General features: G+C 62.6%; 12 protein-coding genes. 2 read left to right on the top strand and 10 right to left on the bottom strand.

The features are described from left to right. Position 1: 1 nt before the first annotated feature. From ACGG9J_RS00630 to ACGG9J_RS00620, 3 genes are all read right to left on the bottom strand, one after another. A complete protein-coding gene (locus ACGG9J_RS00630) occupies positions 2 to 415 on the bottom strand; it encodes an aspartate carbamoyltransferase regulatory subunit (protein WP_045924450.1) in 414 nt (137 codons plus the stop codon). Beyond that, the gene (gene pyrB / locus ACGG9J_RS00625) at positions 412 to 1,419 is read right to left on the bottom strand and encodes an aspartate carbamoyltransferase (protein ID WP_024627990.1); all 1,008 of its coding nucleotides are present in this window, start codon (positions 1,417 to 1,419) and stop codon (positions 412 to 414) included. Before pyrB ends, ACGG9J_RS00630 begins: the two co-directional genes overlap by 4 nt. Before the next feature lie 70 nt (positions 1,420 to 1,489). Then, positions 1,490 to 4,570, bottom strand: a complete 3,081-nt coding sequence (locus ACGG9J_RS00620; RefSeq protein WP_390132677.1) for a bifunctional [glutamine synthetase] adenylyltransferase/[glutamine synthetase]-adenylyl-L-tyrosine phosphorylase — start codon at positions 4,568 to 4,570, stop codon at positions 1,490 to 1,492. Between ACGG9J_RS00620 and ACGG9J_RS00615 the strand changes: the two genes are divergently transcribed. Both ACGG9J_RS00615 and ACGG9J_RS00610 read left to right on the top strand, forming a co-directional pair. Then, entirely contained in the window at positions 4,569 to 4,922 is a 354-nt protein-coding gene (locus ACGG9J_RS00615) for a hypothetical protein (protein ID WP_390132675.1), read from the top strand. The genes ACGG9J_RS00620 and ACGG9J_RS00615 overlap by 2 nt on opposite strands. 302 nt (positions 4,923 to 5,224) lie before the next feature. Next, positions 5,225 to 5,560 carry a hypothetical protein gene (locus ACGG9J_RS00610; RefSeq protein WP_390132673.1) on the top strand — a complete coding sequence of 112 codons (336 nt, stop codon included), beginning with the start codon at positions 5,225 to 5,227 and terminating at the stop codon, positions 5,558 to 5,560. Between the two features lie 60 nt (positions 5,561 to 5,620). Here ACGG9J_RS00610 and metF read toward each other — a convergent pair whose 3' ends face one another. From metF to ACGG9J_RS00575, 7 genes are all read right to left on the bottom strand, one after another. After that, positions 5,621 to 6,502 (bottom strand): methylenetetrahydrofolate reductase [NAD(P)H], encoded by an 882-nt coding sequence (gene metF / locus ACGG9J_RS00605; RefSeq protein ID WP_390132670.1) that lies wholly within the window; start codon positions 6,500 to 6,502, stop codon positions 5,621 to 5,623. Beyond that, the gene (metE, locus tag ACGG9J_RS00600) at positions 6,495 to 8,831 is read right to left on the bottom strand and encodes a 5-methyltetrahydropteroyltriglutamate--homocysteine S-methyltransferase (RefSeq protein ID WP_390132668.1); all 2,337 of its coding nucleotides are present in this window, start codon (positions 8,829 to 8,831) and stop codon (positions 6,495 to 6,497) included. Before metE ends, metF begins: the two co-directional genes overlap by 8 nt. A gap of 180 nt (positions 8,832 to 9,011) precedes the next feature. Then, positions 9,012 to 9,572, bottom strand: a complete 561-nt coding sequence (locus tag ACGG9J_RS00595) for a SixA phosphatase family protein (RefSeq protein ID WP_390132666.1) — start codon at positions 9,570 to 9,572, stop codon at positions 9,012 to 9,014. 80 nt (positions 9,573 to 9,652) lie between these two features. Next, a complete protein-coding gene (locus tag ACGG9J_RS00590; protein ID WP_390132664.1) occupies positions 9,653 to 10,786 on the bottom strand; it encodes a tRNA (adenine-N1)-methyltransferase in 1,134 nt (377 codons plus the stop codon). A gap of 6 nt (positions 10,787 to 10,792) precedes the next feature. Further along, positions 10,793 to 12,739 (bottom strand): ABC transporter ATP-binding protein, encoded by a 1,947-nt coding sequence (locus ACGG9J_RS00585; RefSeq protein ID WP_390132662.1) that lies wholly within the window; start codon positions 12,737 to 12,739, stop codon positions 10,793 to 10,795. Then, positions 12,740 to 14,503, bottom strand: a complete 1,764-nt coding sequence (locus ACGG9J_RS00580; RefSeq protein WP_390132660.1) for an ABC transporter ATP-binding protein — start codon at positions 14,501 to 14,503, stop codon at positions 12,740 to 12,742. Between the two features lie 143 nt (positions 14,504 to 14,646). Continuing rightward, the gene (locus tag ACGG9J_RS00575) at positions 14,647 to 15,486 is read right to left on the bottom strand and encodes an ABC transporter ATP-binding protein (RefSeq protein ID WP_390135268.1); all 840 of its coding nucleotides are present in this window, start codon (positions 15,484 to 15,486) and stop codon (positions 14,647 to 14,649) included. Positions 15,487 to 15,488 lie beyond the last annotated feature (2 nt).

The following is a 15,488-nucleotide window of genomic DNA, read 5'->3' as shown; positions in this document are numbered from 1 at the left end:
GTCAGTCTTCAGCCTTCTCGTCGCAGTAGTCGCAGCGGTAGACCCCGGCATCGTCCAGGTGGAAGCGCTGGTCCACACCGGTCTCCACCGTGGTCACACAACGGGGGTTGACGCAGGTGATGACGTTGACCAGATGATTGGGGCGGTCCGGCTGATGCTTACTGACGATCCTGCCCTGCCGAACCACGTCCACGGTGGCCTCGGGGGCGATGAACCCCAGGGCGGTCAGGTCCAGATCCCCGGTCTGCTCGATCTTGATGATGTCCTTGGACCCGTACTTGCGGCTGTCCGTATTCATGATCAGGGCCAGCCGGGTCTTCGCCGGGTCCACGCGCAGGTAGTGCAAGACCTTCAGGGCTGTGCCCGCACGAACGTGATCAATGATGATGCCGTCAACAATGCTGGTGACCTTCATGCCGCCACCTCCTTCTGCTTGCGATAACCGGGCAACTCGTCACCCAGCAGGGCGCTTTCCAGGGCCATTCTGACCAGCATGCCATTGCGGACCTGCTGGAAGTAGGCCGCACGCGGATCATCGTCCACCTCCACGGCGATCTCATTGACCCTGGGCAGCGGGTGGAGGATGGCCATGTCGGGGCGTGCGGACCGAAGCTTGTCCGCATTCAGAATGTAGGTGTCGCGCAGACGCAGGTAATCGTCCTCGTTGAAGAAGCGCTCCTGCTGGACACGGGTCATGTAGAGCACGTCCAGGTCGCCGATGACCCCGTTCAGATCCCCGGTCTCACGGTAGGTGCAGTCGGCCGAGGAGCGAATCCTCTCCAGGACGTATTCGGGGGTACGCAGCTCGTCGGGGCTGATCAGGACGAAGTCCACATGGCCCAGGCGGCAGAGGGTGGTGATCAGGGAGTGGACGGTGCGGCCGAAGGTCAGATCCCCGCACAGGCCGATGGTCAGGTGATTCAGCCGACCCTTGCGGGCGCGGATGGTAGCCAGGTCGGTCAGGGTCTGGGTCGGGTGCATGTGTCCACCGTCGCCGGCGTTGATGACCGGGACCGTGGCTGCCTGGGAGGCCACCAGGGCGGCCCCTTCTTTGGGGTGGCGGATGGCCACGATGTCGGCGTAGTTGGAGACCGTCTTCAGGGTGTCGCTGATGGACTCCCCCTTGGAGACGCTGGCCAGCTGGGCGCCGGCGAACCCGATGACCTGGCCGCCCAGACGGAGCATGGCCGTCTCGAAGCTGAGCCGGGTGCGGGTGCTGGGTTCATAGAAAAGCGTGGCCAGGACCCGGCCGTCGCAGGTGTGGGCCACCTGGCGGCGATGGGTGTCGATGTAGGCCGCCCGATCCAGCAGGTCCAGGATCTGGGTCATGGGAATGTCGTCGAGGGTTACCACACTTCGGCCACGAAGGGGAACGACGGCGGAAGAGGTGTTGGATGCGTGATCAACTTGTTGGGACAACGGCTCACCTTCCTCAAGGTGGCCACCTTATGTGACCTGAACAAGCATACGACCCCGGATGGACCCAGGGTCAGCCCCCGTAGAAGAGCCGTTCCATGACCTGCCTGCAGCGGCGCATGGCCGCCAGCAGCTCGTTGACAAAGTGCTGGCCCCGGTGGGCCGGGTAGCCCAGGCAGACCGCGATACCTCCCAGAACCTGCCCATCGTCAGGCAGGATGTCCGCCTGGGAAACACGTCCGGACCAGAGGAAGTTGGCGTTGCGGGCAGCCGTGCAAAGCACCCAGCTGCGGCGTAGGGCCTTGGCATCCTTGGGCTCGATGAGTCCCGCAGCCTCCAGGGCGTCCAGGGCTGTCAGCGTACCGGTGACCTGCAGCTCAGGCAGATCGTGGGCATGGCGCAGCTGGAGGAGCTGAACCGTCCACTCCACATCAGACAGCCCTCCCCGGCCCAGCTTCAGGTGCCGGTCCCGACGCACGCCACGCGGCAGCCGCTCAGCCTCCATCCGGGCCTTGAGCCGGCGAATCTGCCCCAGCTCCTCCTCGTTGGGCGGTCGCTGAGGATAGCGCAGTGGATTGGCCGTACCCTCCAGAAAGGCCTTGGCCAGGTCAGCATTCCCGGCTGCAAACCTGGCCCGGATCAGAGCCTGATGTTCCCAGGTCTCGGACCATTCTCGGTAGTAACGCTGGTAGGAGTCCAGGGAGCGCACCAGAGGACCCTGGCGACCTTCGGGGCGCAGGTCAAAGTCCAGGTCGATGCCGGGTTCCAGGCTTGCCCGTCCAGCCAGGACGGCCCGCAGGTCGGCGGTCACCCCACGTGCGAATTCCGCCGCCTGGTCCTGGTCGGCGCCTGACGCAGGACGGTAGATCAGCATGATGTCGGCGTCCGAGTTGAAGTTGACCTCCCTGCCTCCGTAGCGACCCATGCCGATGACGGCCAGATCGGCCGGTGCGCCAGCCTGTTCCAAACGGTGGTCCACAGCCCAGTCCAAGGCTGCATTGATGGCTGCATCGTAGACATCGGACATGCCCGCCAGGCAGGCCTGCTGATCGTCCACCCCGCTCATCCAGCCCAACCCGACCCGCTCGATCTCTTGTCGGCGCATGGCGCGCACTGCGGTGGCGAACTCCTCCAGCGAGTCCGCATGGCGGGTCCGATAGGCTGCGGCGCGCTTGTCCAGGGTGGCCCGATCACGGGGAATCATGTCCTGGTCATGGCCCAGCCAGGTCACCGACTGAACGGACCGGGCCAGGGCACCGGATAAATAGCGTGAGTTGGACAGGACATGGCAGAGTCGGCGAGCGGCCGATGTGGAGTCCCGCAGGAAGCCTAAATAGGTGCTCTTGCCGCCGAAGTGCTCCTCAAGTGTTCTCCAGCCCAGAAGCCCCATGTCCGGATCCTGCCCCTCTCCCAGCCACTGGAGAACGGCAGGCATGAGAATGCGGTTGATCCGCGCTGATCGGGTGACCCCGGTGGTCAGCGCTGTAACGTGACGGATGGCTGCTTCGGGGTCGGCAAAACCGATGGAGGCGAACCGGGCACGGGCGGCCTGTGGGCGCAGGCTGACCTCGTCCTCGTCCACCTGCGCATTGATGGGCAGCATGGGACGGAAGTAGATGGCCTGGTGAAGATTGCGAACCTCGATTCTGGTGGCCTGGTATTGGGCCAGCATCTGGTCGGCATGCAGACCGAAGGCTCGGGCCAGCCGTCGCAAATCGCGGTTGTTCTCCAGTTCCTCCAGGCTGGGCGGCCGTTGGCCAAGCGTGCCTGAACGGTTGATTTTCGGAAAGAGGTGGGTGCGGCGCAGCTGCCAGATCTGTAGGCGATGCTCCATGACCCGCTCGAACCGATAGTCGTGATCAAGCAGGTCGCCGTGCCTGGCGGAGATGTAGCCGCCCTGGGCCAGTGCCTGCAGGGCATCCAGCGTCGCCGGGCAACGCAGATCGGGGTCGCTGGAGCCATGGACCAGCTGGAGCATCTGGACGGTGAATTCTACGTCACGCAACCCGCCCTGCCCCAGCTTGATCTCACGCTCCTTGCGGTCCTCGGGTATCAGTCGTTCCACTCGCTGGCGCATTCGCTGACAGTCGTAGACGAAGTTGGGACGCTGGCAGGCACCCCAGACCAAGGGCTCAATCACCGCCGTATAATCCTGGCCCAGGGCCTTGTCGCCCGCGACTGGACGGGCCTTGAGCAGGGCTTGGAACTCCCAATTCTCAGCCCATTGGGCATAGTAGTCTGCGTAAGAGGCCAGCCGGCGCACCAAGGGACCGTCACGCCCCTCGGGCCGCAAGGCAGTATCGACTTTCCAGAGCGGAGGTTCGCTCGATCCGGGAATGACCGACTGACAGACTCGCTGCAGGAGGACGGCCATGGCAGTGCCCACAGCAATGGGATCGGTCTCGTTCGATTCAGCCCCCGACGTCGGCTCCACCAAGTACATGAGGTCCACATCGGATACGTAGTTGAGTTCCTGTGCACCCAGCTTGCCCATGCCAATGACGGTCAGACGACATGAATCCGCATCCGGAACCTGACGGCGGGCAATGCTCAGAGCCCCTTGAAGAGCGGAATCGGCCATGTCAGATAGGGCCCGGCTGATTTTTGGTTCCAGATCCATAGGATCCTCAGCCGCTAGGTCACGGGCCATGACGGCAGCCAGCTGCAGCCGGTATTCGAACCGCAATGCATCGGCGTAGGCCGCCAGCGATGGCACAGAGTCCGAATTGACCTCCACCTTATCCAAGGCGTCCAATACTCGCTTCTGCCTGGTTTCTGCCGGGCAGTCGGCCAGGTGGTCTGGGTCTAGAGCAGCTGCTTCTACCAGCTCCGGCCGCGAGCGCATCAGTCGGCCCATGGCCTCCGAGGCCCCTAGCACCCTGATCAGCGAGCGAGCGGCCTGTTGGTTTTCCTGGGGAGTCCCAGCCAGGAAGTCCGGCCGGGTTCCCTGCGGATACTGCTCCAGAATTCGTATCAGCCCAGCAAGAGCTTCGTCTGGATCGCAGGCCTGATCGAGGCTCTGGACCAGGGTTTGCTCCAGATCCTGGTCGTTCACCAGACGCACAAGTCTATCCAACCGAACCCGAGCCTTGTCCAGATCGTGCAGCCCAAGGTGGATCAGGGTCGAAGTGGTCGGTCGCACCGGATCTGCCATGACTGATCCCCTGCCTTTCCTCAGGCTCCGCGACGCCTCTGATATCTGCGGAACCGGTACAGGCATTATAGGGTTGACGGGTCGTCAGCTCTTGGAGCCCTCCTGGAATGCGCAGACGGCACAGCCACTGCACAGGAATGCGGTGGATCCTGAAGTGATGGTTCTGGATTCCCTCTGGGAGGATTTCAAAGGCTTCTATTTACTTGACACCATCGTCCCCGTGGAAGTGTTTCCTGTCCGTTATCCGATTATCGGATCGGCTCTGGAGGTCACTATTATAAGTGTTGATAGCGTCGACGAACACATCGAGGTGTCCACTAGGTTCGCAGATCGATCATCAGAGAAGAGGTGACGTTGATTGCATGAAGTCACTGTCTTGATGAAAAGGGACAACATCTACATCAGGTTCGGGTTCGCTGAGTCCCTCAATCATGTAAACCTGGATGCCTCTTCAAACCTCTTTCTGGACAAGGAACTGCCCAATCATCGCTATCCCTGTGATGACGAAGTCACGCGTCGGCGCACCCATCAGGTCCTGCAGCCGCCCTTCTCCCCGATCTGTGTCGGTCAACTAACGGCCACCACGTCTTCGAGGTAAAAACAGACCCTATCAAACACCAGAACCTGAGCAATCATGAGTGAAGGAAGCCGAGAATGCAGCTGACCAACACCCTCCTGACCAACACCCTCCTGACCATCGTCTGCGCTCTGATGGGACTGGCATGGGGACTCATTTGCGGACTTCTTCCGAGGAAAAACGACCGGCTGACGGATGGGCAGCAACGCTGGATACCAGTCTTATCCCTGATCGGGGTCGGCCTGGTGGTGATTCTCATTCTGCTGGAACGCGATCTGGCCTCTTGGGTAACCATCGGAGGGATGATCCTGGGACTGCTGATTGGCATGATACCGCCGCTGCACAAAGTCGCGCTGAAGGCTTTGCCATGGCTGAGACCGCGCACTGACGATCGGGGACGAAAGCGCGGCTAAAAGTTAAAAACACGCTCACCCGATCATCAATGCGGGGCAGAATACTTCGCTTCTATGCCGTCATATCCTGCTGCTGGAAGGTTCTGAGTTGTTGCCTACCTGTCGGAAAAGGTGACGAACGTTGTGCCAGATGCGCCTAGTGACACCAGAGTGGTTCATGGAATACAGGTGGATGCCGTCCACTCCATGGGCTACCAGGTCGGCGATCTGCTGTGACGCATAGATGATGCCCGCCTCGCGCAGACTGGCCCGGTCGTCCCCCCATCGCTCCAGGATGGACTCAACAGCCGCCGGGATCCGCGCCTGGCAGACCTCGCTCATGTGCCGGACCTGGCCTTCGTTGGTGATGGGCATGATCCCTGCCTCGATGGGCACTTGGATGCCAGCTGCACGGGCCCTGTCCAGGAAGTCCAGAAAATCGGCATTGTCGTAGAAGAGCTGTGAAACCAGATGGTCTACGCCGGAATCCACCTTGATCTTCAGATTCTCAATGTCCTCTTCGGGCGAGGCAGCCTCGGGGTGGGTCTCCGGATAACAGGCCCCGTAAATCGACAGATTGGGCCGACGCGTCCGGATGTAGGCAGCAAGGTCGCTGGCATGTTCGAAGACTCCGGCGGGCTCACGGCCCTCCACGCTATCGCCGCGCAGGGCCAGCACTGCTGCAACCCCTGCATCGTCGAACATGTCCAGGGCTTGGTCGATGACCTCGCGGTCCGCGTACTGGGCGGTCAAGTGCGCCACGGCAGGGATGCCATACTCAGTATGGATGGTCTTGGCTATGCGGGCCGTGGCCGTGCGATCTGAGCGGCGGCCGGTCCCGTAGGTCACCGAGATGAAGTCGGGCATCAGCCCTTCCAGTCCGTCCAAGGTGTCATAGATGGTGCCGACCGGGGCATCGCGCTTGGGGGGAAAAACCTCCAGGGAAAAGATAGGCTCATGCATGATCCGACTCCTGACTGGACGATAGCTCCGCACGCACCTGCTGGGCGGCGGCCACCATGTGCTCCAGGCTGGGCCAGGTCTCCTTATCGCCTCGGGTTTTCAGCCCGCAGTCGGGGTTGATCCATACTTTGGCCGCATCCAGCTTCTTCAGGATGGCGTGGATCCGTTCCACGATCTCCTTGGTGGAAGGGATGCGAGGCGAGTGGATGTCGTAGACTCCGGGGCCCGCCTCGGTCTCGAACTTGGCCTCCTGAATGGCATCCAGGACGGTCAGGTCGGAGCGGGAGGCTTCGAAGGAGATCACATCGGCGTCCATGGCATCAATGTCCTTGATGATGTCGTTGAACTCCGAGTAGCACATGTGGGTGTGAATTTGGGTAGTTGGTTTGACCCCTGAATGCACCAGCCGGAAGGCGGGGATTGCCCAGTCCAGGTATCGGCTGTGCCAGTCGGAGCGCCGCAACGGCAGCTTCTCGCGCAGGGCCGCCTCGTCAATCTGGATGATGCGGATGCCAGCGGCCTCCAAGTCCAGGACCTCGTCGCGGATGGCCAGAGCCAGCTGGCGGGTTTGCTGCTTGTGATCGATGTCCTCGCGGGGCCAGGACCAGTTGAGAATGGTCACCGGACCGGTTAGCATTCCCTTGACCACATGATTGGTGCGGGACTGGGCGTATGAGGACCAACGTACGGTGATGGGCCGGACGCGGGAGATGTCCCCCCAGACGATGGGAGGCTTGACGCAGCGGGTGCCATAGGACTGGACCCAGGCATTCCGGGTGAACAAGTAGCCCTTGAGATTCTGGCCGAAGTACTCGACCATGTCGTTGCGCTCGAACTCGCCATGGACCAGAACATCCAGGCCGATCTGCTCCTGGTGGTCGATAACTTGGTCGATCTTGCGGGCGATGAAGTCGTCGTAGTCCTCCTGGCTGATTTCCTTCTTACGCAGGCGGGCCCGCTCGGCGCGGACCTCGGCGGTCTGGGGGAAGGAGCCGATGGTGGTGGTGGGCAACAGAGGCAGACCCAGCTCCTGGGCCTGCATCCTCTGGCGTTCGGGCCGGGCCGGGGTGCGTACAAAGTCCTCGTCCTTAAGGCCGGCCAGGCGCTGCTGCACCTGGGGGTCGGGCTGAACGCGGCTGCCGTCGAAGAGCTTCTGATTGTCGGCAAGGGCCTCGCTGGAACGGCGCTGGTCCTCGTCGGCGTCGGCCAGCTGCGCCAGGTCGTGCAGCTCGCCCAGCTTCTCCAGGGCGAAGGCGAAGTGAGGCCGCACGGTGTCAGCGTCCAGCCCATCCTCGTCGGCCACGGTGTAGGGCACGTGCAGGAGGGAGCATGCGGTGGACACCACCACGTTCGAGGTCACCTGGTGCAGCGCATCCAGAAGGCCCAGGCTGACTGCGTAGTCGTTGCGCCAGATGTTGCGGCCGTTGATCAGGCCGGCGAAGATGGTGGTTCCCTCAGGCACGCCGTGCTCCTTGAGAGCCGCCAGATTCTCATCCCTGCCCTCGACCAGATCCAGACCGATGCCGTCGAAGCCCAGGTCAGCCAGCCGGTCGTAACAGTCGCCCACATGGCCGAAGTAGGTGTTGAGCAGGATACGGACTTTGCCCTGATCGCTCTCGCGGGCCTTGAGAATGGGCTGGTAGAGGGTTTCGAAGAGATCCTGGTCGCCCGGTTCCTTGTCCAGGACCAGATAGGGCTCGTCCAGCTGTACCCAGTCGGCACCAAGGCCGATGAACCGCTCCAGTATGGTCGCGTAGGCCTTGGCCAGGTCCTGGACCAGCACCGGGTCGAGATCCAGCAGTTCGCCCTGGGGACCGCGTGCGAGCTTGAGGAAGGTATATGGGCCGATCAGCACCGGCTTGGCGGCGATGCCCTGCTCGCGTGCCTCCTGGAACTCCTTGAAGGGCTTGTCGCCTTCCAGGGCAATTTTGGTGTCCTGATCGATCTCGGGCACCAGGTAGTGGTAATTGGTGGTGAACCACTTCTTCATGGGCAGGGCGGTCACATCACCCTGCCCCCCCTGGTAGCCACGGCCCATGGCGAAGAGGGTGTCCTCGGGACCCAGGCCCAGCTTGCGATAGCGCTCTGGCACGACGCCCAGGAGGATGGAAGTATCCAAGATCTGGTCGTAGTAGCTGAAATCGTTGACGGGAATCAGGTCGACGCCGGCCTCCTGCTGAAGCTGCCAGTGCTTGGCCCGCAGATCGGCGGCCGTGCGCCGGACCTCGTCCAGATTTCGCTCGCCCTTCCAGTAGCCCTCAATAGCCCTCTTGAGTTCACGATGCGCACCGATGCGCGGGAACCCGGACACGGATGTAATCGCTGCCATGAAACCTCCCAGTTTCGTCCTGATGTCTTCGGTCAGCCTATCAGTGGCGGGGGGAGGCAGGTAATTGGTGCAAATAAGGTGTCGCCATAACTTGAATCGATAACGGCATGACAGCAACCACGGGATTGCAGGTCGCTAAGACTCTACCGATAGAAGATCGTCTACGGCTTGCTCTACCAGTCAGTCTTCAAGGTCCTGGGGGCCCAGAATGCCAAGCAAACGGGCCTGATGGGTTCCCCAGTCGGTCAAGGGCCGCTCGGAGCCCAGCAGAACCATGGTGGCCGGAGGCAGTCCAAGATTGAGCAAGTCCAAAAGGTCAGGATCGGAGTTGTCCTCGGCCAGCCACTGTGAGCAGATAGACATGGTCGGCTCATGCCCTAAGATGAGGACCCGGCGGTCACGGTCCTCGGTCTGCGCCAGCTGGTCGAAGACCGCCTGCATTCCGGACTCATAGAGGGATTCCCGGTAATCGACTCTGGGTCCGTCGCCCAGAGGTTTGAGCATACCGTCCAGGGTCTGACGGGCCCGGGGCGCACCCGAGCAGATGATGCGGTCGGGCACCAGACCCAAGGCTGTCAATCCACGGCCCATGATCCGGGCTTGTTTCTGTCCACGGTCGGTCAGCTGACGGCTGCGATCGCCCTGTGGCCCCTGGCGTTCGGTCTTGGCATGACGCATGAGCATGAGGGTTCGGCTGCACCTGTGCAGATCCCCGGCCTTCAGACCTTTTCGCAAACCCATGCATGCTTCCTTTCCCGAAGTTCCTATCAGGCATCTTCTCCATTATGACAGAGTTGACTGAAGGGGCGGGTCATGAGCGATCAGCTTTCTTGCCCCTTGCCGCCTTCCAGAGTGCGCACCTGATGATCCAGGTCGCGCAGCACCTTGCGCAGCTTGCGATCGGAGACCCGGCGCAACTCCAGATCCTCAAGATCCTCAAGATCATTCATCTCCGGCTCCTGACCGAAGCCACTGTTCTTGGCAGGCCCTCGGCCCTGATCCACATCGGTCTGATAGTCCTTGGTGGCCCGGATATGCTTGCGCAGAGCCTGCTGGCCGGAAGCCATGGCCCTGCTGGTGATGAGGAAGCCGGTGTGCCCGATCATTTCGTGCTCAGGTCGGACTGCCAGGCCGTCGGCCTTCCAGGAGCGCTCCAGGCTCTCCATGATTTCAGGCTCGGTCCACCGACCGTCGGCGCGCAGGGCCTCCGCCAGTCGGCTGAGCTGGGTGGTGGTGGTCACGTAGGCGGTCAGTACGCCGCCGGGGGCCATGACCCGGTAGGCCTGCTCCAGGCGGTTCCAGGGGTCCAGCATGTCCAGAACGATACGATCGAATCCGTCCTCCGGCAGGTCAGCAACAACGGTGTCAAAGTCGCCAGTACGCAGGTCCCACTGGGCAGGGCGCTGTCCGAAGAAGACGGTGGCGTTGCCCATGGCTATCCGGGCGAATTCCTCCCGCCGCTCGATGCTGGTCAGCTTCCCCTCCGTACCAATGGCATCCAGGAGGCCCAAGCTCATGGCCCCTGAGCCTGCTCCCGACTCCAGCACGCTCATGCCGGGACGGATGTCGCCCAGGAGGATGACCCTGGCCACATCCTTGGGGTACATGATCTGGGCGCCGCGCGGCATGGAGAGGATGTAGTCCTCAAGTCTTGGACGCATAACGGTAAAAGCCCATCCCCCGATGCCTCGCGAGGACTTCCAGGGCTTGGCTTTGTCAGGCGCCTCTGTGTCGGTGTCGGCATCCTGCTTGTGGCGGATCTGCCGCCACTTGTCAGCCGAGATGGTCACCACGACAGATCCCTCGGGCAGGCCAATCATGGCCTCGTGCGGCAAGAGACCGTGGTCGGTCTGGGTAAGGCCCCCAGGTTCCAGCATGACCGTCAGCTTGCGGCCACGCCGGTCGGTCAGCTGGACCCGCTCCCCTACGCTCAACGGACCGCGTCGAAAGCTCATGCCTGCTCAGTCCTCCTCGCCCTTTATGAACTGGGAGTTATAGAGGGAGGCATAAGCCCCGCCGCGTTCCAGCAGCTGGTCGTGGGTGCCCTGCTCGACCACCGAGCCGTGGTTGACTACCAGGATCAGGTCGGCATCGCGAATGGTGGACAGCCGGTGCGCGATGACGAAGGAGGTCCTGCCTTTGCGCAAGGTGTTCATGGCCTGCTGGACCAGCAGCTCGGTCCTGGTATCCACCGAGGATGTGGCTTCGTCCAGGATCAGGATGTCCGGGTCGGACAGGAAGGCCCGGCAGATGGTCATCAGCTGGCGTTCGCCCTGGCTGAGCTCGCTGCTGTCCTCATTGAGGACGGTGTCGTAGCCCTGGGGCAGCTTGCGGATGAACTCGTCCACGTGGGTGGCCTTGGCTCCCTCAATCATGGTCTGGTCAGGGATGGTCTGTCCCTCATCCAGCCCGTAGAGCAGGTTGTCGCGGACGGTCCCGTCAAAAAGCCAGGTGTCCTGCAGGACCATGCCGAAGTGGCTGCGCAGGTCGTGGCGGGTCACCTTGGAGGTGTCTACGCCGTCGATGGTGATGCGTCCGCCCTGGATCTCGTAGAAGCGCATGAGCAGGTTGACCAGGGTGGTCTTGCCCGCTCCGGTGGGCCCGACGATGGCAATGGTCTGCCCGGGCTTGGCTTCGATGGACAGGTCCTTGATGAGCGGCTCGGCCGGATCGTAGGAGAAGCGGACGTGGTCGAAGCGGACATGCCCCTCGACCTTGCCTCCGGTCTCCTGACCCAGATGGTCGGGATGCTCGATGTCCGGGACCTCTTCGGCCTCGTCCAGGAAGTCGAAGACCCTGCGGCAGGAGGCCAGGGAGGACTGGAGCATGGTGCCCATGGAGGCCAGCTGACCGATGGGCTGGGAGGCCTGACGGGTGTACTGGGTGAAGGCCTGCAGGCCGCCCAGGCTCATGCTGCCGTTGAGCACATGCACGCCGCCGATGATGACCACGATCACGAAGCTCAGGTTGCCGAAGAAGGTTGACATGGGTGTGACCAGGGCGGAGAAGAAGGAGGCTTTGAAGCTGGCCTGGTAGAGCTCCTGGTTGCGATCCTCGAACTCTTCCTCGGCTTTGCGCTGGTGGCCGAAGGCTCGGACCACCATGTGGCCGGAGAACATCTCCTCCACGTGGCTGTTGACCTGGCCTGTGCGTATCCACTGCCGGGTGAACTGCGGCTGGGTCTTCTTGAGGATGATGCCCGCGCACAGGGCCATGACCGGAATGATGATGAAGGCGATCAGGGTCAGCAGGGGCGAGATGGTCAGCATCATGATGAAGGCGCCGATGATGGAGAAGACCGAGAAGAGCAGCTCGCCCAGAATCTGCTGCAGGGTACCCGAGATGTTGTCGATGTCGTTGGTGGTCCGGCTCATGACCTCGCCGCGCGGGGTCCGGTCGAAGTACTGCAGGGGCAGCCGGTCCAGCTTGTCCTCGATCTGCCTGCGCATGGTGTAGACCGCGTCGGAGACCAGCCGGGTCATCAGGAAGTTCTGCACCAGCCTGACCAGGATGGAGATCAGGTAGATGCCGATGACGAACATGAGGATGGTGCCGAAACGCCCCCAGTCGATGCCCACGCCCACCTGGACGTTCATGGAGTCGATCATCCGGGCGAACTTGTCCTGCCCGCGGGATTGCAGATAGGCGACCACAGCCTGCTTGGGAGTGCCGGGCTTGGCGCCCATCTTGACCAGCATGGACCCCAGCAATCCCTCGAAGAGGACGTTGGTGGCCTCGCCCATGACCTTGGGTCCAATGACGATCATAGCCACGGCGATCATGCCGGAGAGGACCATGACGATGACCCTCCAAGGGCTGGCCAGCAGATAATGGATCAGCCGGCCCACGGTGTGACGACGGCCGCCCACAGCCTGCGAGCCTGTATTTACGCTCAAGTTCTTAGCCATCTACTCGGCCCTCCCCTCGTCAATGCTGAGCTCTTCCACGTCGGGACCCTGCCCGCCCTGGGACTGGACGATCTCCTGATAGGTGGGGCAGTCCTCCATGAGCTCGTCGTGGGTGCCCCGGCCGACGATGCGGCCTCGGTCCAGGACCAGAATCTGGTCGGCCTGACGAATGGATGCCGCCCTCTGGGCCACGACAATCTGGGTGGCCTGGCGGGTGACCGGGACCAAGGCCTCATGCAGGGCACGGTCGGTGGTCATATCCAAGGCGGAGAAAGAGTCGTCGAAGGTGTAGATGCAGGGGTTGCGCAGGATGGCCCTGGCCATGCAGAGCCGCTGCTTCTGCCCGCCAGAGAAGTTGGTGCCGCCCTCGGCCACGCGAGCATCCAAGCCCTCGGGGATCTCACGGACGAAGTCCTCGGCCTGGGCGATGCGCAGGGCTTCCCAGATGCGGTCGTCGTCAGCGTCTGGGTCCCCGTACTGCATGTTGTCGCGGATGGTGCCGGTGAAGAGGGTGGCCTTCTGCGGGACCGGCCCGAAGATCAGGGCCAGCTGATCGGGGTCGTACTCGCGCACGTCGTGCCCGTCCACCAGCACCTGGCCGTCGGTGACGTCGAACATGCGGTTGGCCAGCCGGATGATGGTGGACTTGCCGGATCCCGTGGCCCCGATGATGGCCGTGGTCGTGCCCGGCCGGGCAGTGAAGGAGATGTCCGAAAGAACCGGGTCCTGGGCGCCCGGGTAGCTGAAGTCCACGTGCTTGAACTCCAAGAGCCCCTGGGGGTGCTCGTTGCGGTAGGGATGCTCGGGGGCAGCGATCTCGCTGGTGGCCTCCAGGACCTCGTTGATCCTTCGGGCGGCCACAGCGGCCCTGGGCAGCATGACCGACATCATGGCGGCCATCATCAGACCCGACAGGATGATCATCAGGTATTGGATGAAAGCCTGCAGGGCGCCGATCTGCATGGCCCCGGAGTCGATGCGGCGGCCGCCGAACCACATGATGGCCACGTTGGACATGTTCAGCAGGAACCACATCAGCGGCACCATCATGCTCATCAGCCGGCCGGTGGAGATCAGGACGCCGTAGACGTCGCGGTTGGCCTTGTCGAAGCGGGCGGCCTCGGTCTTCTCGCGGACGAAGGCGCGGATGACCCGCACGCCGGAGATCTGCTCGCGGACCAGGCGGTTGACGGAGTCCAACATGTTCTGCAGACGGGTGAACAGGGGTCCCATCCTGCCCATGAGCACCAGGGCCACCAGGAGGATCAGGGGGACGATGACCGCCAGGGACCAGGTCAAGGGGCCATCCTGGCGCAGGGCCAGAATCAGCCCGCCGATCAGCATGACCGGGGCCTGCAGGATGATCATCAGGGTCTGCATGGTGGTCATCTGCATCTGCTGAACGTCGTTGGTGGTGCGGGTGATCAGGGAACCTGCCGAGAAGCGCTCGATCTCGTTGAGGCTGAAGCCCTCCACCGAGGCGAACAGGTCCCTGCGCAGCTCGTAGCCCATCCTCATGGCCAGCCGGGTGGCGCAGTAGACGGCGACTATGTTGGCCACGATCTGGATGGCGGTGATCCCCATCATCTGCCAGCCGATCCGGTAAATGGCATCCTGGTCGCCTACGGCCACGCCCTTGTCGATGATGTCAGCCTGCAGGTTGGGCAGGTAGAGGTTCAAGGCCGTCTGCGCCACCTGAAAGAGCACCAGAACGGCCACCTGGAGCCAGTAAGGCCGCAGGTAGCGAGTCCATATCTTGATCACGTCAACATCCTTCACGCATACAGGTCTGCCACGGTCCCCGGGCAGACAAACCACCACAGTCTATACCCGCGCTTTGGTCAACAAATTTGCTATTCCTTGAGCTGATACGGGCGTGTCAGAACGTGGTCAGCAGGCAGTGGCGTTCAGACGGCGAAGGCACCCCAGCGTCCGTCACGGTGGACCACGGTCAGATCCAGACCGAAGAGCTCGCTCAGGCGCGGACCGGTCAGTCCGCCCTCCAGCGGCCCCTGGTAGACGATGGTGCCCGGATCCGGGTCACCGGTGTCCGCGGTGTCGGCAGGACGCCGGCCCATCATGGCTATCCGATCGAAGCCCAAGGGAATCTCTTCAAGCCGGTGGGTGACCAGGATGACCGTGCGGTCCTTGTCCTCCCGGCCGATGTCACTCAAGGCCCTGAGCACCAGCTCGCGACCGCCCAGGTCCAGTCCAGTGGTCGGTTCGTCCAGGATGAGCAGGTCGGGATTGGCCATCAGCGCCCGGCATATCAGCACACGGCCGCGCTCCCCCTCGGAGAGCCGGTACATGCGCTTGCCCTTGAGGTAGGCGATGCCGAACCGGTCCATCAGAGCCAGGGTGGCCTCCTCCTGCTCGGGCGTGAAGGTCTCCCTCCAGCGGCCGGTGGTGTCGCTGAAGGCGGTCAGCACCACATCGTAGGGATCCTCCTGGGGGCTGATGGTCTTGGCCAGTCCTGCCGATGCCAGCCCTATCCGATGCCGGTAGGAGAAGACGTTCACCTTGCCCAGCCGGTTGCCTAGGATTTCCACACTGCCTGTGCTGGGGAAGCCTCGGGTGCTCATCATAGCCACCAAAGTGGATTTGCCCACGCCGTTGGGCCCGAATAGGACCCACTTCTGTCCGCGACCCACCTCAAGGTTCACATCATCCAGTATGACCCGGCCCTGACGGCGGAATCCCACGTGCTGCATGAGCACGGCCTGCTTTTCTGCCACGCTTTCGCTCATGG

It is taken from the genome of Bifidobacterium apicola (genome assembly GCF_042846865.1).
In the GTDB taxonomy this organism is placed as follows: domain Bacteria; phylum Actinomycetota; class Actinomycetes; order Actinomycetales; family Bifidobacteriaceae; genus Bombiscardovia; species Bombiscardovia apicola.
Note: the sequence above shows the minus strand (reverse complement) of the source record. Positions and strands in the feature narration are given on the sequence as shown.

Excerpts from the sequence above, each read along its gene's own strand:
- ACGG9J_RS00620 (WP_390132677.1), bottom strand. The coding sequence starts at position 4,570 with ATGGCAGATCCGGTGCGACCGACCACTTCGACCCTGATCCACCTTGGG.
- metF (WP_390132670.1), bottom strand. The coding sequence starts at position 6,502 with ATGCATGAGCCTATCTTTTCCCTGGAGGTTTTTCCCCCCAAGCGCGAT.
- metE (WP_390132668.1), bottom strand. The coding sequence starts at position 8,831 with ATGGCAGCGATTACATCCGTGTCCGGGTTCCCGCGCATCGGTGCGCAT.
- ACGG9J_RS00590 (WP_390132664.1), bottom strand. The coding sequence starts at position 10,786 with ATGAGCTTTCGACGCGGTCCGTTGAGCGTAGGGGAGCGGGTCCAGCTG.
- ACGG9J_RS00575 (WP_390135268.1), bottom strand. The coding sequence starts at position 15,486 with ATGAGCGAAAGCGTGGCAGAAAAGCAGGCCGTGCTCATGCAGCACGTG.
- ACGG9J_RS00610 (WP_390132673.1), top strand. The coding sequence starts at position 5,225 with ATGCAGCTGACCAACACCCTCCTGACCAACACCCTCCTGACCATCGTC.
- ACGG9J_RS00630 (WP_045924450.1), bottom strand. The coding sequence starts at position 415 with ATGAAGGTCACCAGCATTGTTGACGGCATCATCATTGATCACGTTCGT.
- ACGG9J_RS00595 (WP_390132666.1), bottom strand. The coding sequence starts at position 9,572 with ATGGGTTTGCGAAAAGGTCTGAAGGCCGGGGATCTGCACAGGTGCAGC.
- ACGG9J_RS00585 (WP_390132662.1), bottom strand. The coding sequence starts at position 12,739 with ATGGCTAAGAACTTGAGCGTAAATACAGGCTCGCAGGCTGTGGGCGGC.
- ACGG9J_RS00615 (WP_390132675.1), top strand. The coding sequence starts at position 4,569 with ATGACTGATCCCCTGCCTTTCCTCAGGCTCCGCGACGCCTCTGATATC.